Origin of the sequence: Spirosoma arboris (assembly GCF_009754945.1) — a bacterium.
Taxonomy (GTDB): Bacteria; Bacteroidota; Bacteroidia; order Cytophagales; family Spirosomataceae; genus Spirosoma; species Spirosoma arboris.
The window spans coordinates 1-21,176 of the sequence record NZ_WPIN01000028.1; the positions used below are offsets into that span (position 1 = coordinate 1).

19 protein-coding genes are annotated in these 21,176 nt (G+C 47.4%); 15 read left to right on the plus strand and 4 right to left on the minus strand.

What is annotated here, in order from left to right; genetic code table 11:
* Positions 1-333 precede the first annotated feature (333 nt).
* From GO755_RS38025 to GO755_RS38035, 3 genes are all read right to left on the minus strand, one after another.
* On the minus strand, positions 334-690 hold the full coding sequence (locus GO755_RS38025; RefSeq protein WP_157590677.1) for a hypothetical protein: 357 nt from the start codon (positions 688-690) through the stop codon (positions 334-336).
* Positions 691-757: 67 nt separating this feature from the next.
* Positions 758-1,636, minus strand: a complete 879-nt coding sequence (locus GO755_RS38030; protein WP_157590678.1) for a hypothetical protein — start codon at positions 1,634-1,636, stop codon at positions 758-760.
* Positions 1,637-1,639: 3 nt separating this feature from the next.
* Positions 1,640-2,902 (minus strand): site-specific integrase, encoded by a 1,263-nt coding sequence (locus GO755_RS38035; protein ID WP_157590679.1) that lies wholly within the window; start codon positions 2,900-2,902, stop codon positions 1,640-1,642.
* 287 nt (positions 2,903-3,189) lie between these two features.
* Here GO755_RS38035 and GO755_RS38040 point away from each other — a divergent pair, with 287 nt between their 5' ends.
* Positions 3,190-3,552, plus strand: a complete 363-nt coding sequence (locus GO755_RS38040) for a recombinase family protein (protein ID WP_227687264.1) — start codon at positions 3,190-3,192, stop codon at positions 3,550-3,552.
* 67 nt (positions 3,553-3,619) lie between these two features.
* Positions 3,620-4,357 carry a phytanoyl-CoA dioxygenase family protein gene (locus GO755_RS38045; protein WP_157590741.1) on the plus strand — a complete coding sequence of 246 codons (738 nt, stop codon included), beginning with the start codon at positions 3,620-3,622 and terminating at the stop codon, positions 4,355-4,357.
* 196 nt (positions 4,358-4,553) lie between these two features.
* Here GO755_RS38045 and GO755_RS38050 read toward each other — a convergent pair whose 3' ends face one another.
* Positions 4,554-5,105 (minus strand): DoxX family membrane protein, encoded by a 552-nt coding sequence (locus GO755_RS38050; RefSeq protein ID WP_157590680.1) that lies wholly within the window; start codon positions 5,103-5,105, stop codon positions 4,554-4,556.
* A gap of 876 nt (positions 5,106-5,981) precedes the next feature.
* Between GO755_RS38050 and GO755_RS38055 the strand changes: the two genes are divergently transcribed.
* From GO755_RS38055 to GO755_RS38115, 13 genes are all read left to right on the plus strand, one after another.
* On the plus strand, positions 5,982-6,719 hold the full coding sequence (locus tag GO755_RS38055) for a LytR/AlgR family response regulator transcription factor (RefSeq protein WP_157590681.1): 738 nt from the start codon (positions 5,982-5,984) through the stop codon (positions 6,717-6,719).
* Positions 6,720-6,932: 213 nt separating this feature from the next.
* The gene (locus GO755_RS38060; RefSeq protein ID WP_157590682.1) at positions 6,933-7,694 is read left to right on the plus strand and encodes a hypothetical protein; all 762 of its coding nucleotides are present in this window, start codon (positions 6,933-6,935) and stop codon (positions 7,692-7,694) included.
* Between the two features lie 80 nt (positions 7,695-7,774).
* Positions 7,775-8,716 carry an NAD-dependent epimerase/dehydratase family protein gene (locus GO755_RS38065; protein WP_157590683.1) on the plus strand — a complete coding sequence of 314 codons (942 nt, stop codon included), beginning with the start codon at positions 7,775-7,777 and terminating at the stop codon, positions 8,714-8,716.
* A gap of 79 nt (positions 8,717-8,795) precedes the next feature.
* On the plus strand, positions 8,796-9,284 hold the full coding sequence (locus GO755_RS38070) for a YybH family protein (protein ID WP_157590684.1): 489 nt from the start codon (positions 8,796-8,798) through the stop codon (positions 9,282-9,284).
* Between the two features lie 60 nt (positions 9,285-9,344).
* Positions 9,345-9,884, plus strand: a complete 540-nt coding sequence (locus GO755_RS38075; RefSeq protein WP_317166042.1) for a nuclear transport factor 2 family protein — start codon at positions 9,345-9,347, stop codon at positions 9,882-9,884.
* Between the two features lie 60 nt (positions 9,885-9,944).
* The gene (locus GO755_RS38080; protein WP_157590686.1) at positions 9,945-11,003 is read left to right on the plus strand and encodes a proline iminopeptidase-family hydrolase; all 1,059 of its coding nucleotides are present in this window, start codon (positions 9,945-9,947) and stop codon (positions 11,001-11,003) included.
* An 18-nt stretch (positions 11,004-11,021) separates the two neighbouring features.
* Complete coding sequence (locus tag GO755_RS38085; RefSeq protein WP_157590687.1) at positions 11,022-12,257, plus strand: DUF1624 domain-containing protein; 1,236 nt, start codon at positions 11,022-11,024, stop codon at positions 12,255-12,257.
* 26 nt (positions 12,258-12,283) lie between these two features.
* Entirely contained in the window at positions 12,284-12,889 is a 606-nt protein-coding gene (locus GO755_RS38090; RefSeq protein ID WP_227687265.1) for a GNAT family N-acetyltransferase, read from the plus strand.
* A gap of 31 nt (positions 12,890-12,920) precedes the next feature.
* The gene (locus GO755_RS38095; RefSeq protein ID WP_157590688.1) at positions 12,921-13,481 is read left to right on the plus strand and encodes a cupin domain-containing protein; all 561 of its coding nucleotides are present in this window, start codon (positions 12,921-12,923) and stop codon (positions 13,479-13,481) included.
* Positions 13,482-13,893: 412 nt separating this feature from the next.
* Entirely contained in the window at positions 13,894-14,298 is a 405-nt protein-coding gene (locus tag GO755_RS38100) for a hypothetical protein (RefSeq protein WP_157590689.1), read from the plus strand.
* Positions 14,299-14,316: 18 nt separating this feature from the next.
* Positions 14,317-14,829, plus strand: a complete 513-nt coding sequence (locus GO755_RS38105; RefSeq protein ID WP_157590690.1) for a YybH family protein — start codon at positions 14,317-14,319, stop codon at positions 14,827-14,829.
* Between the two features lie 28 nt (positions 14,830-14,857).
* Positions 14,858-18,106: a histidine kinase dimerization/phosphoacceptor domain -containing protein gene (locus GO755_RS38110; RefSeq protein WP_157590691.1), complete on the plus strand. Its 3,249-nt coding sequence runs from the start codon at positions 14,858-14,860 to the stop codon at positions 18,104-18,106.
* An 858-nt stretch (positions 18,107-18,964) separates the two neighbouring features.
* Positions 18,965-21,169, plus strand: a complete 2,205-nt coding sequence (locus tag GO755_RS38115; protein WP_157590692.1) for an ATP-binding protein — start codon at positions 18,965-18,967, stop codon at positions 21,167-21,169.
* Positions 21,170-21,176: the final 7 nt, after the last annotated feature.

Here is a 21,176-nt window from a genome sequence, read left to right on the forward strand (position 1 = left end):
TGCCGAGTTCACGGTAAAATGCTTTCGTCAGTTCGTATCCACTGCCAACCATGGGTAATAAAGTTTAGCGATTCGGCAGCTATAAAGCTTGCAGGGCGCGTTTGGAAGAAAGAGAATTTAGCCAGGTTTGCAAACTCTGAGTATCCGAAACGACGTGAGTTTGGTAGCTCGGTTCCGACGGTATACTGCGAGAAGATTGGCATGTAGAAAGTGAAATGATCCGACATTTGCTTTGGCCGACCTCAGCAAAAAAAACGTATCCGAATGGCTGATTTCCGCAAAGAAGAACATGACCGCCGACATTGCGAATGGCTTGGCTAATAGCATAGAGGGTCATACGCTTTTTTGTCCCCCCTTACGTTGATGCTGACTGGCAAATTGTACGTCTATTTCTTGCGCTAATGTTTTGCTCGACTTTCTACGCTTCTCGATCTGATCTTGTTCTATCTCATCTCGATCCAACAGAATGCGTTTGCCTACTTTCGTGCGACTTAAATGAGCGGTAAGCTGTCGCACAGTAGATTCAGGAATATTGGGGTAGTACTCGTCCCTAGCAGCCTGAAAGTCAATCTTTTTGCTCCGGCTTAAGGATTGTGAAGTAGGGCCTGGGCTTGGCCTGTGCTTAATATCAAGCAGTAGGTCTTCAATATTGCTTAACCGCCGGGCAATTATTTCAAATGGATTTTCCATTGCATCAGTGTTTGTTTGACAGATGCAATGTTAAGGGCCTAAATAGGTGGTAAGGGGCAGGTAAGGGTTACGTAATGGGGTTACGAGTTTGAGCTACCTTTAAATCATCTTTTGCCAATTCTAGGACTTCAGGGTAATCCTGTAACATCTTTATTGCCTCTAAGAGGGCTTTTCGGTTGCTTTCTGCTAACCGGTTAGCCCTTTTTTTAAACCGGTTGTAATGTTGCTGAAATGGCTTCCAAGCTAAATTATACGGGGCAGTAGCATCCTTATATGCTTGTACCAATTTTCCAGAAGGAAAAGGAGGCAAACTATCCTTTTGGTGACAATAAAAATAGAATAAGGCTAATTGTGCTTGCGTAACTGTTCCCTGTTTGGCGTTAGGTGACTGTACCAGAACACTCGATTTCTTATTAGCTTCCGTTAGGGTAGATTCATCATAGACCTCTGGGGATTTTAGGGAGGCCAACTCCATTTTCTGAAGATCGTTTAGTTGTAATATCAGGAAATAGCTAAAATAGACACGGTAAAGCTGCATTATAACCTCTCCTGCTTTTTCAAAGCCTCCCATGTTGAGATACCTCATTCGCACACTATGAGCTAAACCTATTAGCATTTCTTCGCTGTAACCACCTTTCTTTTGCCAATGATCAGTAAATAAACTTTGGGGATTTAGTTGTCTATGCCGTTCCAAAATCTCCTTCCGATATTCTTCAAACAGAATAATCCGACTACTAGGGTTTATTGGACTTTGCTCTAACGCAAGTCTACATTTAAATAGTCTTATTGCCTCGGATGCATCATCATCAGCCTTGACAAGAAAACTATGTACAGTCTCCTCTATCCATTTTTTTTCCCGAAACCAATCAGGTTCACCCTGAACAAAATCTTCAGGTGGGGGCGAAACAATAATAAATCCACCTTTGGTCAGCTCGGACTCATTCATATCTTACAAATTATCAAAAGCCTCGTCAATCAATTCATTCTCAAACGAAGCCAGGTAAGTCTGGGTAATCCCTTCGGTTTGGTGTCCCATCGCTTCGGATATTACAGCTGTTTTTACACCGGAATATTTTAGCGCTGTAGCAAAGCTATGCCGGGCTACATACGTGGTTAGCGGCACGTCTATTCCGGCCAGTACACCCAACTCTTTCAGGTCTTTATTTACCTGTCCAATTTTCTTGTGTACGCGATTGCTGATCTGTATAGGGGTAAGGTGTTTCTGGCGATCAAGAATTGGAAATACGTAATTGGCCATATTACTACCAGTCAACGGATAATAATACTCCAGAATAGAGCGGGCCGAATCAGCTAGCTTAAAATTGAATAAATGGCCGGTCTTCTGCCGCTCATAGCGTAAACGCCCCCTCTGCACGTCCTGCCAGGTCAGATGAGCCAGATCAATGAAGTTGATACCGGCCCCATAGTAGCTGAATAGAAACAGATGCTGAGCTAATAGCTGCCTGGGTGTTTCCAGATTTAAACCAGCAATAATCCCGATATCTGCTTTGCTTATAGCTCGCTTGCGGGTACGCAAATCAAATTGGCTAACCTTAAATTCGTTAAACGGGTAGTGTTTGGCAGCAACCATAGAGCGCTTAATGGCCTGGTTGTAGATCTGCCGAAGCGTTCGAAAATAAACAGCCATGGAGGTCTCGGCTAATCCTCTCTCGACGAGGTATACTCGAAAGTCATCCAGATAGGCAGGTGTAAGGTCGGTAAACAGTAATCCATTCTTTCGTTGGCTTTTCCGATTTGTGTGCTCCTCATAACGCACTAAGGTTCGGCGGATACTCTTCATGGTATTAGCCGTACCTAACCGCTTTTCACGGATTAACCGCTCGACAGTCTCATCAATGAAATCGAAGAGATTAGCTTTTCGGATGACCTTTACTAATTGGGTAGCAACGCTTGAGGCCGTAAAGGGCTTTTCTTCCTGTTTTAAATCAGCCGCTGCCGAAGCATATTTAGTCGTCCAGGTCCTGATTACCTGCTCAATGTAGGCGCGGTTGGGGTGATTACGCCGAGGAGTGTTCTTCTCCTCATCCCAGTGTTTTAGAAAGCAGCTCTCCCCTACTGCTATGTATTTACGCTGCCGGTCTTTGGTGATCCGTACCATAAGCGGGTGAGAACCATCGGCCAGTGTCTTTGATTTAAACAGGATAACCTTTACGTTCGCATCGCTATCTTTATGATCCGTCGCTTTACCCATCAATAGGCCGGTTTACACAGTGGTTTACACAAATCTACATAAACAACCGTAAATAACCAACAGTATCCGGCAACGATTTAGAATTAAAAATACTGTAAATCAGAGCATTAAATACTAATAAATTTTATCCATCACTTAGGGGCACAGTTACTCTTAATCAATGGGTCGACAGTTCGAACCTGTCCGGGGTCACTTAGTAATTAAGCACTTAGCAGAAATGTTGAGTGCTTTTTTTGTGGAATTGTATTAGTCATGAAGTTATCATGAAGTTATCATGAAGTTAGGTCATGCCCGGGTTTAACGGCTCTGGCACGGTACGCCGTCGCGGGCACGGCCAAGATCAAAACCTGTCTCTTCAGTTAGATGCACTGAAAGCAGCAGGCTGCCGAAAATCTTTCAGGACCGGGGTGGCGGACCACAAAGCTAGTGGTAGTAAAACTGAACGGCCCGAATTAAGCAGGCTATTAGAAATCATTCGGGAGGGTGACACCTTAACTATTTGGAAGCCCGACGACACCGGTGACCCGGCGATTGGGTCTTTCCCTAAATCATTTAATCGAGATTGCGACTCAGTTAGAGGAACAACATATTGGATTAGTCAGTCTGAACGATCCTATCGACACAACTACTGCTTTATACCTCATACATAATCGTTGTTGTACTTTTTTTTGCCCATATTATTTTTGCACCACAAACCGATCATCAAACAAGGTTGCCATGCTTACCCAGGAGGAAATCGAGTTTTTAGATACCTTCGGCTATCTAAATTTAGGGCAACTATTGACCCCTGAACAAGTGGCTCAAATCAATGACCGATTAGCCCAATTAATGGAATTAGAAGGTGAACAGGCGGGCCATGAACTGGCTCAATCCAAATACATTCGCCATCCCAAAGAAGAAGGGGCTGACCGGTTGGCCGATTTGGTCAATAAGGGGCCGGTATTCGATATCTTTTATACTCACCCACGAGTGCTGGCGGGCATTGAAGCCGTTCTGGGAGAGCAATACAAGCTGTCGTCACTGAACTATCGGGCCGCCAAACCGGGCAAAGGACATCAAAAACTCCATGTCGATTGGAAAAATACGGTGGTCAATGGCGCTTACCAAGTCTGCAACAGCATCTGGCTGTTAGATGATTTTACCGAATCCAACGGGTCCACACGCATCGTACCGAAAACCCATAAACTGAACCGTTTGCCCGACGAAGCCATGGCCGACCCCAATGAGAAACATCCCAACGAAATTCGTATCCTTGCGCCAGCCGGTTCGGTCTTTATCTTTAACTCGCACGTTTGGCACGGGGGCACAACCAACCTGACCGATCAAGACCGACGCAGCATTCACAGCTATTTCTGCAATCGAGACCAACCGCAGCAAATCGACCAAAGTCGATACATCACCGAGGAGACTCGGCAACGCATCGGGGAAAAAGGCCAGTATATTTTAGCTGTTTGAAACTGTTATCTACTTTCTTACTTCTGTAACGTGTTCACAAAGGTCCTTCTAAACGGCGACAAACTTTAATTCAATTCATGCTGATGGAGTGCCACACTACTTCACCAAACAAACATATTTCGGATCTTTACAAACTCGCCATGTTGGGCTGCTAAGCCGCCAGACAGGTGGAATATACAGGGCGATACTTATGAAATTAAAGATACGCCCCAGCGTGTAACCTGTAGAAAACAATGATTAAAAAAAGGAGCAGCGCTAAATAGACCCACACTTTCCGTTTCGACAATTCAGCATTGTCGTCATAGTAATTTTTAGGCTCAAGTAAGACAATAAACTTTAGTTTATTCCAATCCCAGAGCAGCAAATAAATGTTGGCCAGCAACATTAGGCAGGTAATGATAAACACACTTATAGAGTCAAATGAAGTCGTTATCATAACAATATTGAGCATGATTGGAAAAAAGGCAACTGCCCCTAACGTACTAAGAATCTGAGACATCAAGAGGAAGCCTACCACTAGCTGCCCCCAGCCTATAAAATACCAGTAATAACCCGATTGGTACATAGCCTCTAAAAAGTGAGGAAGCGAATCAATGGGTGCATTTTCACCGGATTTAGGGGTAAATCGTATGCCCAGTATCTTGAAAACACTAGCATAAACAAAAGCGGAACCCAGTAAATAGCGAAGAAAAATGGTAAAGAGTTGAAGGGCTATGGTCTGCTTTAGTTTTGCGATTAGCTTCTCCATATTACTTTCTGGTCACGCAAATATTAGTAGTCAGCTTTGTATTTTACTGCTCTGCTTCTTGTTTCTTTATGAGTTTCGACTTGCTTAATAAGTGAGTCAACATAGGACTCAAAGTCTATTTTCCAATTTGAATTTATCCAGGGAGATTTATTTTCCGCATTCTGTCCAAAAATTAAATGGAAGTCGTAAGTTCTATTGGCCCACTCATTATCAAGTTCACTTAATGTAACTAACTTATCCTTGAAGAATTGTTTTGTTTTTCAACTAATGACATTTTTGATCTGTTTGAGTGATCCTTAGGGAGCATTCGCCCTACTCTCTTGATTGACTAATAATCCGCCGAATTTCAGAAACTAATTGATCCATTTTAAGGGAAGCAAAGAAGTCTTTTTGTGTAAAATGGAATCGTAACGAACACGACTACACATCGGCGAAGTTACTCCATAAAGGATGAAGGATCGGCGATGAAACTACATAAGAAAGCTGCCCAGATAAATATCATACGTTCACAAAAATCAAAACTTAGCTAAAAACCGTGAGCTACTAAACTGAACGGCTTTATTGAACACAAAAAGGCCAATTCCCCCCCCCTTCCCTCCTACCCAACCATCGTTCATTTAAACGTCCAAATAAATCACGGACAAGACAGGTTATGAAACTAATCTTTTTGATAGGTTTACTGAATGTCATAAATCCTTCTTATCCTAATGGCTTCGCTTAATCAAGTCACTGGTTTTCATAACTATAAAATTTGAGTTTACTTCGTAGCGGATTTACAGTATTGATTACACGGCCAACGCTACCGAGGATACGCGGTACCAAGTTCAACCTCCGGTACGTACGTAATGATTACATGACAACTGATCAACAAATAGAATGGACACCCCGTTGAAGTTGCTCGTCGTGGAGGACGATATGATTATTGCCGCCACCATTGCCCTGCAACTCAGCAAGCTCGGCTACGAAGTGAGCGGGATTGTACCTCGGGGCGAAGAAGCCATCTTACACGCCGAAACCAACCGACCTGACTTGATTCTGCTTGACATTAGCCTCAAAGGCACGCTCGATGGGATCGACACGGCCCATGCGATCCATCAGCGGTGGAATATCCCGATTATTTACGTCACGGCCAATACCGACGAATCCACTTTTGCCAGAGCAAAAAAAACCCATCCCTACGCCTACATCTCCAAGCCGATCCGGGCAATTGAGCTACAACGGGCTATCGAACTGGCTATCAGCCGTCTGGCCGACGAGCATCACGCTACTACCGACCCTGCTCCTGATGCACCTTTTGTGCTCAGTGACCGGATTTTTGTGCGGCACCGCGAAAAGATCGTCAAAATTTTTATCGCCGATATTCTCTACGTTGAAGCCGACCGTAACTACTGCCACCTCTGCACGGCGGACAAAGAATATCTGTTGACGACCACCCTGAAGCTGATGGAAGATAAACTCCTGGCCAACTATTTTGTGCGGGTGCATCGGTCCTATCTGGTGAATCTGACGCAGGTCGATGAGGTAGGCGAAGGGCATGTTGTTATCAGGGGTAAAAAGATTCCTCTCAGCCACAACCTGCGTGAGGCACTGTTGAAGCGAATCCAGACCATTTGAGACTCAATATCAGTCACTTAGTAAATCAGAATCCTATCCATCCTTTTCTTCGGTAAGTAATTCCCGACCTTCGGACAGTAAAAGGGGATGTTCGTCCGGGCAAACTTGGTTTGGGAGTACGTTGGCAATAGTTTAGACCTGTTGTCGGCCAGGTCGCTTTTTCGAATTGATTGGGCCGCTCATTTCTAACCCATCCAATCAGCAATCTCAACCATGCGGCTCCTTTTTACTCTGGCTCTGGCGATTTTATGGCTCGTGCCTACTGCGGTGTTGCAGGCTCAGACCACGCCCGCTAAACCACAGCTCTTTCACATTCACGAGGACCCCGTTATGCCGACGATGGTGGACGAGTACGAACGGGCGTCGAAGGAGCTGGTCAGTCAATGCCGAAAGTACGGCATTCATGTTGGCTGGCTCACAGTTCAGGACAATGACCATCGGTATTACATCATTGAGCCAATCGAGCACATGGCTGACCTTGACAAAGACCCACTGGCTCCCTTGCAGGAGAAGATAGGCAAAGAGGTCTTCAGTACCCTATTAGCCGATTTCGACAAGTGCTACCCCAGCCACCGCGATTATATACTGATATACCTCCCGCAGTATTCCTACGCAACTGACCAAAACAATCCCTCAGAGTACGCCTACCGTGGGTATGATTACTTCTATTACGAACCGCAGCATCAGCGCAAGATAGAGGATCTATTCAACCGGTTTAAGAAACTCTACACCAGTAAAGCGGGCAAGATTCCGTACAACGTATATATGAGCCGGTTCGGTACTACCGAAAATTTTATACTAGTCGAAGACCTGGCCACGAGTCAAGCCGAATTTAAAGCGAGAAATACGGCTAATACGGAAGAATTCCGGGTTGGGTTCAAGAACCTCTTTGCCGAAATGAAGCCCTTCATCCGGCGCATAGAATCGAGAATTGGCCACTTTCGGCCCGATTTGTCGTATTCAGCAACGAAATAAATACGCCCATTTCCCAATAACCAATTCTACTCAACTCCTGCCGGGCTATGAACCACCCGGCGGCTTAAACCCAAAACATCATGCAAACAGTAGGCATCATTGGTGGAGCTGGCTTCATTGGTAGCTACGTCACCCAAAAATTTCTGAACAAGGGCTATACCGTGAAGGTATCCACTACTGAGCTTGCCAAACCCGAAAAATACCAGCATCTACATCAGCTTTCCCACGCTGAAAACCTAACTATCAGGGAACTGGACGTAACCAACGAAGCAGCCCTTGGCGAGTTTTTACGGAATTGCGACGTTGTGGTTCATAGCGGCACTCCCTTTCAATTAGCCGCCGAGAATCCGCAGAAAGAGGTGTTCCTGCCGACCGTCTGCGGAACCGAGACCTTCCTGAAGGTAATCAGCCAAACGCCTTCGATACAGAAGGTGGTGTTCGTGGCCTCAGTAGGTGCACTCAACACAGCCTACCCGATGCCCGTCCCCCATTATCCTGCCGACCACCTGTATACCGAAGCAGACGAGCCGTACCTGGACCCTGAAGCCATTCCCTATGCGCAGGCCAAGTACTACACCGACCAGGCCGTGCGAGCATTCGTGGCCACGTATCCCCAACCCAGTTTCGAGATCGTGAGCGTGTCGCCCACGGGCGTGATGGGTAAACCGCTGTCGGCCCGTGAGGATTCGACGTCGGTGGGTCTGCAATACCTTATCAAGAATAAAATTGCCCCCAATCCGTTCGTGCAGATGATGTTTGACCACGACGTGGAGATGGCCATTGTGTCGGTTTCCGACGTGGCCGAGGGAATTTTTCGGGCCGCAACCACCGCCGGGCTGCATGGAAGGAACTACCTGCTCAATAGCGAAAGCTATAAAATATCGGACATGACGCTCATGCTGAACGGCAAAGCCCCGGTCAACGCTGCCCGAAACGTGTATAGCAATGCGCTGGCCACCCAGGAGCTGGGAATGCAGTTCCAACCTGCCCGCGTGCCGCTCAACGAGTGGGCCTACGTTTGATCCTGATACTGGATTTTAACGTTCGCTTAAACCCGTTTTTTCAGTCAATTCAAATTCAAAAACCGATCAAATTAAGGCTATGAAAATTAATCAATTATCGCTGGTGCTGGCTGCACTTGCTGCTGCGCTTTTATTCACTGCCAGCTGCAACTCGCCCGCCAAAGAAAAGCCTGCCACTGCCGAGGAGCTCTCAAAAGTAAACCGCGATTTTGTGAAAGCGTTAAACGCCAGGGATGCCACAGCAGCGGCTAATTGCTACGCAGTAGATGCCATAATACTGCCTCCCGGCCAACCCAACGTGACGGGTCACGAAGCCATTCAGAAGTATTGGCAGGGCTTTTTGGATGGTGCAGGCTATGTTGATGGCACTGTCTCTACGATCGCCACGGGCAGCAACGGCGACTTAGGTTATGAAATCGGGACAGCTGACCTGCACCTGAAAGGCCCTGACGGGAAAATCATGACCGAAAAAATTAAATATACCATCGTTCTCAAACGCAATGCCGAGGGCAAGTGGCTCCAAACTTATGATATGTGGAATCCGGTTGCTGAGCCTATGGCTAAGTAGGTCAATAACATCAATTAATTAACCCTGCTAAAAAACTCCATCTTAACTTCTCAAGCCCCAGTGAAAACCCAACCCGCTTCGCACATACTGGCCATTTTTGCCGCCCTGCTTCTATTTGCCGCCGGTTGCAATACACCCGCCAAAGAAACGCCTACCCAGACGACCGACGTGTCGGCCATGACAAGCGCACAAAAGCAAGCGATTGAACAGGAAATTTCTGGCCTTATCAAAGAATTCTTCCAACAGGTGGAAAAACTGAACATTGAAACGTGCATGACCTACTTTGAAAATACGCCTGATTTTCAGGCCGTCAATCCCGATGGCACCCTAGGCAATTACGACGCGCTAAAAAAGCTCAACGCAGACGGATTTAGCCAGATGAAGACGTTAAGCATCGGGCCAAAGAAGGAAGCGATTCGGGTTTTGACTGACTCGCTGGTGCTTTATACGTTCTCGATGGAACAGAATGCAACGCTCAAAACCGGCCAGAAATTAACGTTTGAGCACGTAGCGGGAACAATGCTCTTCACCAAAATCAATGGCGCGTGGAAAGCGACGTTTTACCAAGAGTCTGCATCGGCACCAGTAGCCGTCAAGTAGCAAAGACTAAGCGTCTATAAAACCTGTAGCCTCGCAGCCTTTTTTCTGTTCGATAGACCAATGAAAATCAACCAATTTCTACTTTCGCTGTTACCGGCCCCTTTTGCTGTTTTGCTCATTGGACTGACCGTTGCAGGCTGTGACCCAAACCCAAACGCCGACAAGGCTAACGCACTCCAAACCTACTTTGCCCCCGCCGATACGGGTATGCAAACCGGGGGCGTGAAAATAATTCCGATCAAGACTCCGAAAGGCACATTCAACGTGTGGACGAAGCAGGTTGGCAACAACCCAACAGTCAAGGTTTTGATTCTGCACGGCGGTCCCGGTGCAGGGCATGAGGCCTACGAGGTGTTCGAGAGTTTTCTGCCTAAAGAAGGCATCGAGTTCATTTATTATGACCAACTCGGCGCGGGTAATAGCGACCGCCCAATCGACAAGAACTTGTGGGTGCTGCCCCGTTTTGTCGACGAACTGGAGCAGGTTAGGGTCGCTTTAGGGCTAAATAAAGACAATTTCTACCTCTATGGCCACTCGTGGGGCGGCATTCTGGGCATAGAGTACGCACTCAAATACGGGCAAAACGTCAGGGGCTTACTTATCTCAAACATGATGAGCAGTGCACCCGCCTACAGCCGCTATGCCAACGAGGTACTGGCCAAACAAATGGACCCAGAAGTGCTGGCCGAGATCAAAGCACTTGAAGCCAAAGGCGACTTCGCCGACCCGCACTATATGGAACTATTGCTGCCCAATTATTACGAAAAGCACATCTGCCGTATACCAACGGCGCAATGGCCCGAACCGCTGAACCGGGGGTTTGCCAAACTCAATCAGGAGCAGTACGTGACTATGCAGGGGCCAAGCGAGTTTGGCATGGCGGGCAATGCCAATCTGAAAAACTGGGATCGTAGCAAAGACCTGCCCAAAATTATCGTGCCGACGTTGGTTATCGGGGCTACCTACGACACGATGGACCCCAAACACATGGAGTGGATGGCCGGACAAGTGAAAAACGGCACTTTTCTACTATGCCCCAACGGTAGCCATTTCGCGATGTATGACGATCAGCAAACGTATTTCACCGGGCTGATTTCCTTTCTGAAAAAAGGGAATTGAACCGAATCGATAAGCCAAATGACCCTGCGCTATCCCAAAGCCGAAGGCAGCCTCACCTCAGCGCCTTCATTAATTAAAAGCCGCATCGAGTCCATCGACGTACTGCGGGGCCTGATTATGATCATTATGGCGCTGGACCATACGCGCGATTTCTTTCACGCCCAGGCCTGGACCGACGACCCGCTCAATCTCGATACCACCACGCCGTTCCTGTACGTCACCCGCTGGATTACCCATTTCTGCGCCCCTACGTTTGCCTTGCTATCCGGTACGTCCATCTACCTGCAGGGGGTACGAAAATCGCGTAGGGAGTTGAGTCTGTTCCTGCTGAAACGGGGCCTATGGCTCATTGTAGCCGAGGTACTCCTGATTGCGCCGGCGGATACGTTTACCCTGTTTAATACCATCACACTGGCCGTTTTCTGGTCGCTGGGCATCAGTATGGTGTTCATGGCCGGGCTGACGTGGCTGCCATTTCGGGCCATACTGTGCATTGGTTTAGCGATCGTTTTAGGCCATAATCTGCTGGATGCGGTGGAACAGGCACCGGGATTTACGTCGGGGTTTTGGTGGGCGCTGTTTCATGGTGGCAGTCACCGTGTGTTTGAATACGCTCCCGGTCGGGTCATTGATGTACTGTACCCGTTTTTTCCCTGGCTAGGGCTAATGATGCTGGGCTACTGCCTGGGCCGTTTATTTGAGCCAGCGGTTTGGGCCACGAAGCGTCAACAGTGGCTGGTTTATCTCGGTGCCGGAGCCATTGGGTTATTTGTGGGGCTGCGTTTGCTGAATGAGTACGGCGACCCTTTCCCCTGGAGCATCCAGAAAGATGGCCTCACAACGCTGTTCTCGTTCCTGAAGGTACATAAATACCCCCCATCGCTGCTGTATATGTGCATTACGGTAGGGCCGGGACTGCTGGGACTGGCGTTGTTGGAGAACGTACACAATCGCGTTACGGGCGTGCTGCGCACCTACGGACGAACGGCCTTTTTTTATTACACGATCCATTGGTACATCCTGCATACCCTACGCATGAGCCTCTTTTTTGCCGCTGGCCATACCATGACGGAGGCCGATAAAGCGCTGCAAACCATACCGATGCGGTTTGTGCTACCCGGCAATGGAGGCTACAATCTTGGGGTGGTTTACCTTATCTGGATAGCCGTTGTCGCGTCGTTGTACCCCCTGTGTCGCTGGTTTGATGCCTACAAGACAACGCATAAAGAGCAGTGGTGGCTGAGCTATCTGTGATCAATCAATTCGGGATAGAACACCCCATGACTGAAGGCGTCAATCGGCGAGTTAGCGGCAAGGCTACCACAGAAAGTAAACAATCAAAACCTAGTCAGGAAATGAACACAAGTGAAAAAGTAAAAACAAGAATTGTTGTTATTCCTGACGACTTAGAAGCCGTTAAACAATTATGGTTTGACTATTTAGTTTGGGGTAATGACAAAATGCAGGAACTCTATGGCGTTCATCCTCATAATCCCACAGAAGCAGTTGAACAGGATATCCAACAGATTGGCAAGTTTCAACCCCCTTATGGACAGCTAATCCTGGCTATTTACGATGGTAAGCTATGTGGGCTTGGAAGTCTAAAACGTATCAACTCCGATATCGGTGAAATAAAACGAATGTTTGTTGACCCAACCAGTAGACGAATTGGGGCTGGACGAGCTATTCTTAAAGGCCTTTTAGTTGAAGCGAAAAAAGTCGGTTATAAAAAAGTTCGGCTTGACAGTCCGAAGTTTATGGAAGCCGCTCACGCCTTATATAGAAGTTTTGGATTTCGTGATATTGAAGCGTATCCAGAAATGGAAATCCCCGCAGAATTCAAAGACTATTTGTTGTTTATGGAATTGGATTTAACGGACGACTAGTTATCTATTTAAAAATGCAAATCGATTCACTATGCAAAGACGAAAATTAGTTCGGTTGTTTCTTTCGATAGTACCGATTGCAACAATCACACCTTTTCTAACAAAGGCGCAAGAGAAACTTAGATTATTAAAAGGAGGATTTAAAGTACAAGCTGATAAAGACCGATGGAATGAGGATACGATTTTTGGAAAGGAAAAAAATATGAAGTGTAAAGTTTCAGGTAAAGACACTAACAATAGTTTATATGTTGTAGAGGAGAATGACCCCGTAGATGTTGGCCCACCTTTACATATTCATCCTAATCAAGATGAAGTGTTCTTTATCACAAAAGGAAATTACCTTGTAAAAATTGGGGATGATGTATTTAATCTTAAAAAAGGCGACACTGCGTTTGCACCAAGAAATATTCCTCATTGTTTTCTTACAATTGGAGAAGGTCCTCACCAAATGATTCTCACCTACCAACCTGCGGGTAAAATGGAAGAGTTTTTTTACAATAGAAAAAATCCAGCATATACGGACGGAAAAACTCTTGAGCAGCAATTTAAGGAATATGACATGGAGATTGTCGGCACTAAACTCACTAAATAAAAACGGCGCTTGAATGCTCATTGCCAGTTCATATCACTTTTTTCTGAAGAACAATTAAATCAACGCACCCACAAAACGTTGGATTATCTAAACTCAGCTGAATTGGCTCAGAACAAGCTTTATGCACTGCAAATGTGAATCCGCGTTGTGCTTTGAAAAAAGAAGACGGGAAATGAAAATTATTCAGGGATTTTTTAAGTCAAACTTACCTGATTCAGCATCTAAATAACTAATCACTAAGTAGCTTTCTTTCGATTCAAATTAATAAATAAACTGAAAAGAAACAACGTTCACTTTGCCCTTTTGTCAACAATATTATTGACACCTGATTCATAGTCGAGTAAAACAAATAAGCCCAGCCTATAGTGCTGGGAGATCGATCTTAAAACAGTTAAACTAACCAATCAAATCCATGAAACAACTCCTGATTTCGCTATCTGCACTTTGGCTGCTGGTTAGCCTCGGCATGTCGGCCTCTGCACAGGCTCAGCAAACGTCAACGACTCAACTCAAAAGTATCCACCTTTTCGATATGCCAGCCGGTGTAACGGAGGCCCAGCTGTCGGCGGTGATTGGCGAGTTGAACACGATCATTACACGTCTGGGGTATAGTAACTCCGGGTACACACTCTACAAAGTAGCCGGAGAAGGAGCCGACAAATACCGCTACTACTTTGAGGGCAATTGGCCCAATACCGAAGCGTACCAGAAAATCCACGACGACAAATCGTTTCAGGAAGCAGATAAAAAATTGGGTATGGTGTACGAGAAAATAAAAGCCGTTGAACTCTACCGTCGCTTAGTGAGAGTGCCCTAAATCGTTTAAACCAGAGCCATGAAAACCAATCCATTTACCCTATTGCTGGCCGTTGTTGCCATTACGTCTGTCTGCGTTACCGGTTGCAACGCTCCCACCCAAAAAACAGAACCTACCACTGAGCCGATAGCGGCTAAACCCGATATGACCGTCATCAAAACGGAGATACAAGCCATCGAAACCGAATGGGCCAACGCGACAACCGCTAAGGACATCGACAAAGTAATGGCACTCTACGCAGACGATGCCGTAGAAATGGCCGACGACGAACCCATGTCCGTGGGAAAGGCTGCTATCCGGCAGGTGTTGCTCAAAAGTATGAAAGCGCGCAAGGCCGGGACTACGGTTTCCTACGAGACGATGGACGTGTACGGCGATGGCAACGTAGTGACCGAAGTCGGGAAGACAACGATTAAAGACCCAGCTGGCAACGTAGTAAGTGCCGGCAAATACATGGGCATTTTTGAAAAACGCGACGGAAAGTTTATCTGCATCCGCGATATTAACAACGAGGATCAGAAAGACAAGTGAAGTAGCTTGGGCTAACAAACCGGTCAACATGAATGGATACGTTGTTTTTGGGTGGCTCCTCCTGCTATTGTGCCTGTCCGCGTCTACCGGGCAGGCACAATCCACGGTGCTTTACTTCGACGAACCCCCCAAAGAGACGCTGGGCCGCAACCGAAATCAATTAACCATCAATCGATTCTTTACTGACCGCGACGATTTTCTCTGGTTCCTCACCGGCAGTGGCTTGAGCAGGTACGACGGCCATGAGATCGTAACAGTGCGCTCCGATCCGGCGGATTTGAACTCCCTCTCCTCGGCGCGGGTGGCGGATATGATTCAGGATGAGCGAGGCACGTTCTGGATAACCACCCGCGACGGGGGCCTTAATGCCTACAATCAGCAAACGGGCAACGTGACCCATTTTCAGCACCTGCCTACAGTCAAAACCAGTTTATCATCCGATAAGCTCCGATTTCTTCAGCGCGATGAATCCGATTATCTCTGGATCGGGAGCGATTGGGGCATGAATCGGTTCGACCCCAAAACGGGCCGTACTGTCCGTTTTTTGCCCGAACCGGGCGAGTCAGGGCAGTTACAGGGCAACCCGTTGTCACCTATTCTGGTAGCCCCCGGCCATATTTACGTTTGCACCACGGCTGGGTTCGAGCAGTTTGACCGAACCCGTAACCGTTGGCAGTGCTTTCCGACGGTAACTAAATCAGGGTTACCCGTTATCAACGCTACGGATGGTCTCAATACGATTAACGGACTCTGTAAAGATCGTCGGGGCCTGATCTGGATGGGTGTTCCGGATCAAACCGGGCTGCGGGTTTTTAATCCTAAGACCGGGCAAATCAATTGGTTCGATAAGCGAACGGCCGATGGCAAACCCATTCCGTTTCCAAATGTGATTCTGGAAGATCGGGCGGGGCGGCTTTGGCTTTGCTGCGATAACGACATCTTCCGCATTTCAGCCGACCGAACCGTCGTGGAGCAATGCACACCCGTAGCCATCAGCAATGGGGAACAGCTCAAGGAATTTATAACCCTCTACGAAGATGGACAGGGGTTAATCTGGCTGGAGAGAGCAAGCGATAAAAATCCGCTTTTTTTCGACCCCCGTCAGGAACGCCACCCCAACATTCCACTGCCAACATTTACGAACACCGCCGGTGGGGTTCCGGCCCGACCCGTAACGGAGTCCATCATGCCCGACTCGGAAGGCTTCCTTTGGATCAGTACCGATCTGGGCCTGATTCGATATCAGCCAGGCCACGCCAGGCCGGGTCAATCCAGACCGGGCCTGAATGAGATGAAGGTTGTCTTGAAACAACCCTTCACCTATTTCACCAGCCCGCTGCCAGATGTGGCCGGAACCAGCCACGATCCATACCTGCTGGTAGGAGCGGAGGCTGGTCTGTTCGTTTACAACAAAAAGACGGGTCGTCTCAAACTTGTTCGTTTGGATAAGGCTGGGAGTAAGCCGATTCAGAACGCCATCGCTTCGGTTATTGACCGGGATGGTGACCTCTGGATTTCGACTTGGGGGCAGGGGCTCTTCCGCATTCCAAAGGGCGGCTTATCAGTCGAGACAGGGCTGGTGAGTACATATGAACAGTGGAAAAACGACCCTACCAATGCCAACAGCCTTTTGTCGAACACGCTGCAAAAGATTGCGGTCGATGCCCAGAATACGGTGTGGGTGTGCGGAGCCGCTCACGGCCTTAGTCGGGTAAACAAACGAACCCGACAAGTGCAGCGGTTTGTGCTCCGGCAAGGCGACCCCTATGGACTGGCCAGCAACTACACCTTTGCGCCCGTGATTGATAAGCAGGGTGATGTCTGGATAACGAGTGGGTATGCAGCGCCCTTACAGAAGCTGTCGGTCAAAACGGGGCGATTCAAAAAATATGGCATCACCAATGGGTTTACGGATGATTATTTTGCCCACGCTACCCTCGACAGGACCGGCAAAATCTGGTTCAACCAGCATCAGGTGGTATCCTGTATCGACCCCCTTACGGAGCGCGTAACCACGTTTCCCCAGTTTGTCGGCAACTCGGTTTACTCTACGCCCATTACAGCACTGGCGACTACCGGCGAGATTTATTTCGGTTGCCAGAACAACTTACGGCGATTTGGGCCAACCGATACCATTCACAACATTCCTAAAGCTTCATCACCGCTGCGGTTGGTGGGCGTTTCCTGCTTCGACACCGACGGGACGCAAACCATGCAGCCCATGCCCCCGGATCGCTGGCAAGCCAACGAGCTGACCTTGTCGCACCGGGAAAACACGGTAGAACTAAAATTTGCGCTGCTGGATTACCGCAACACCAGCAGTCGTGCCTATGCCTATTCCCTGACCGGACCGGATGACGAGCCACAATGGGTAAGCATAGGCCTGAAAAACACCGTCGATTTTGCCCAGATGAAGCCGGGAACGTACCTGTTCCACCTGAAAGCCCGCAATAGCGACGGAATTTGGACAAATCTTACGCCCCTTCGCATACACATCAGCCCACCCTGGTGGCAAACCCTTTGGGCCTATGCGGCTTATGGGCTGATGCTGTTACTGGGCTTTTGGTACCTATTGAAGGTCCGTCTGCGTGAACAAGCCCGCAAACTGGCCCTGCAGGAAGCTGTAGTCATTAAACAACAGCGCGACGAGATTGCTCAGAAAAACGCCCAGAACGAACTCCTGCTGAAAGAGATTCATCACCGGGTCAAGAATAATCTGTCAGTGGTGTCGGGGCTGCTCGCATTGCAGTCGGCTAAAGTTACTGACCCCAACGTACAGGAAGCTATACAGGCCAGTCAAAACCGGGTGCAGAGTATGGGCATCATTCACCAGAAACTGTACCAGGGTAAGCATTTAGGTGCTATTGAAATGCACGATTATTTTCACAATCTGGGCGAAAGCATTCTCGATTCGTTCGATGCCGCCAGTCGCATCACCATCGATTGTTCGATGCCCGAGCTGGTACTGGATATTGACACGGCGGTTTCCATAGGACTAATAACGAATGAGTTAATAACGAACTCGCTTAAATATGCATTTATCGGTAAGGACAACGGCACCATTCGCATCAGCCTGACGCGGATGGGCGACGATTCGTTGCTGTTGATAGTAGCCGACAATGGTATTGGTAAACAGCCTGTGGAAGCAGTCAATGAAACCGGTTTCGGCACCCAGTTGGTGGAACTACTTACCCGCCAGCTTGAAGGCACGCTGACCTACGAAAACCAGAATGGGACGTTGGTCAAACTCCGCTTCAACCGGCCAGCCATTGCCTAAGTCCAGTCAAAATCAGAACCCTGTATTCGACCGTTTGCTTATCTGGCAACTAATTTCCGGCTTTCGATAGGGTCGTTTTGTTATGTAACGAACCTGTTGAATATCGTACCTTTTCGTCTCCTCCCTCTGGCCCTTTTCGACCACGAAAAGGGTGGTTTTATTGGTCAAATTGCAATATAATTTACTACTATATAGTAGTTTACATTATTTCTAGAAGTCACAAAAAAACGTCCTAATGACATCAGAAATAGGCAACATGTATCGGCCGAAATGGACTTAACCAATACCAGAGCTAGAGCCTGGGCTAAACAGCCAGAATTCGGCTTCGGCCACTTCATCTGCTACTTTGCAGAAGCCCTTACAACCTCAACGGGTAGACTTGAGTCTGCGCTTATCACGGGTTTGCCAAACCGCAGGAGCACAAATACCAGGCAGGCTTTCGAGTAGTTGTGACGCCCTAATAATCGCTTAGCGAAAATCGGATAGATTGTCCCAAACGGGATAGCTTCTGTCTCAAACGGATTAGGTTGGCCTCCCAGCCCTATCCTACCTTTGGTCTATCCATTAATCCTGTTGTCCCATGCTTATTTCTATGGAAGGTTATTTTCGAAAATGAAACGCATAGCTCGGTAATTCCGGCGAGCATGATTCGAGCCGTTCGGGTATTGTATGGGCCAAAGTCCAAATAAACAGGTTACGGAACTAGCCATAAACTACGATTCACCAATCGGCCCGGGCGGTTTTATAGTAGGGTAGATTATAGCAGCCCAGGTTGTTCTCACTTTGAGTAGACAAGATGCACTGGTTTGACGAACCAGAATAGCTGTTGACGTTTGCTTGGTTTTAGCCCCATATCCTATGCCTCGATTATCCTTTTCTGGTTTGCTGACTGCGCTCTTTCTCTGGTTGCCTTTATACCAGTCCTGGGCGCAAGCTGTTCTTCGCATCGATAGTTTACCGATCAGCGGTGTAGTGCTGGATAAAGCCTGGAAATGGCACCTGGGTGACAACCCTGATTGGGCCAAACCCGATTTTGATGACGCCCGCTGGGATACGATTAACCCAACTCAGGATGTTTTAGCCTTAGATAAACTCCCCCGAAAGGGTATTGGCTGGCTCCGTATCCGCCTACACGTGCCACCCAAATGGCGAAAACAGAAGGTGGGGATGCGCATAGATCAGGCAGGGGCAATCGATTTTTTTTTAAACGGAAAACTCGAGTTTCAGAATGGTAAAATAAGCCCTCGAAACGATATCGATTTGGGCAATCTTTACCATTTCAGCCAAACGATTGACTTTGATGCTGATTCTGTTCAAGTAGTTGCGATCCGCTACGCTTTTTCGAGAGATAAATTGCCTATCGATCGATTCGATTACGCCTTCTTATACCTAGAGCTGCGACCAACCGAAGTAGGTGAAAAAATCGAATCACAACTATTGGTAGGTATCATTATAGAATTTGTTCTGTTTGGCATATTTCTGGTATTGGGGCTTTTACAACTATTGCTTTATGCTGTTTCTACCGAACAACGAGCCGCTCGTTCATTAGGCTTATTTCTGGTTACCCAAAGCATTGTTCATCTTATAAATGGATCACTTAACGGGTCCGACGTTTTCTTTTTTAAATTATTTGGAATTACCAACGTTCTTGTTGCTATCGATTCAGGCTACATTGGCTTTATTATAGCGATTGCCATTTCTTCGGTTTATTACCTGCTAGGGATTTATCAGTATTTCGAGCAACCTAGAAAAACGCTCTTTTTTGTAGCCGCCAGCATTTCGTTACTGACGATTCCAACGGCTCTCTTTGTGGACGGCCCTATTGGCTTTCTTCCTCAGTATGTTCTGGCCATTGTTATTCCCTGGCTGGAGATTTTACGAATTGGATTCATTTCCCTAAAGCAAAAGAAAACAGGAGCAAAACTATTTACGCCTGCTCATGGTATTACGCTGGTTGTTTTTATCGGGTGGACAACTACCATTTTCTTACCATCCATTAGTAGCTTTTTAGCGACCAATGTGCAATCATTATTTACGATAAGCTTTTTAGGACTTGCCCTTACTATTTCACTGTTGCTCTCGCAAGAACGGGCTGCCATTAATAAGCTCCTGCGCAAACAACTTCTTGATCTGGAGACTCTTTCCCGGAAAACTATTGCTCAGGAACAGGAGAAGCAGCAAATTCTGACTACTCAAAATGAGCGTCTTGAGCAACACCTCCGTACTACCGAGTTAAATCAATCACTCACGGATCTGAAAGCCACCCAAGCTCAACTCATCCAGAAAGAAAAACTCGCCAGTCTGGGCGAGCTAACCGCTGGCATTGCCCATGAGATTCAGAATCCGCTCAACTTCGTTAACAACTTCTCCGAAGTCAGTACTGAACTGATTGATGAATTAAAGGAAGGGCCGTTTCTGAAATTACCCGATTCTGAAAAAGACTATGCCGAGGAAATCCTCGGAGATTTGACCAGCAACCTTCAAAAGATCAACCACCACGGCGGCCGGGCCAGCAGCATTGTCAAAGGCATGCTCGAACACTCCCGTACCGAATCCGGAGAAAAACGGCCTACCGATCTGAATGTGCTGGCTGATGAGTACCTCAAGATTGCTTACCACGGGCTGAAGGCTAAGAATAAAGACTTCAATTGTGAGCTAGTGACCGACTTTGATCCAGCTTTGGAACCCGTGGAAGTAGCCCCTCAGGAGATCGGGCGGGTGTTGTTGAATCTGTATAACAATGCGTTTTATGCGGTGGCTGAGCGAGGGGCTCGGAGCAAGGAGCAGGGCATAGTTTATCAGCCAGCGGTTAGGGTCACTACCCAACGTAGTGAATCAGGCATGGAAATTCGTGTGAAGGACAATGGCACGGGTATTTCAGACGTAGTGAAAGCCAAGATTTTTCAGCCGTTCTTCACTACCAAACCCACGGGTGAAGGGACTGGCTTAGGGTTGTCACTGAGTTATGACATCATTACCAAAGGCCATAGTGGGATGCTGACCGTGGAAAGTACATCCGGCGAGGGCACCGAATTTAGTATTCAATTACCATATATCTATTAAGTTGTAC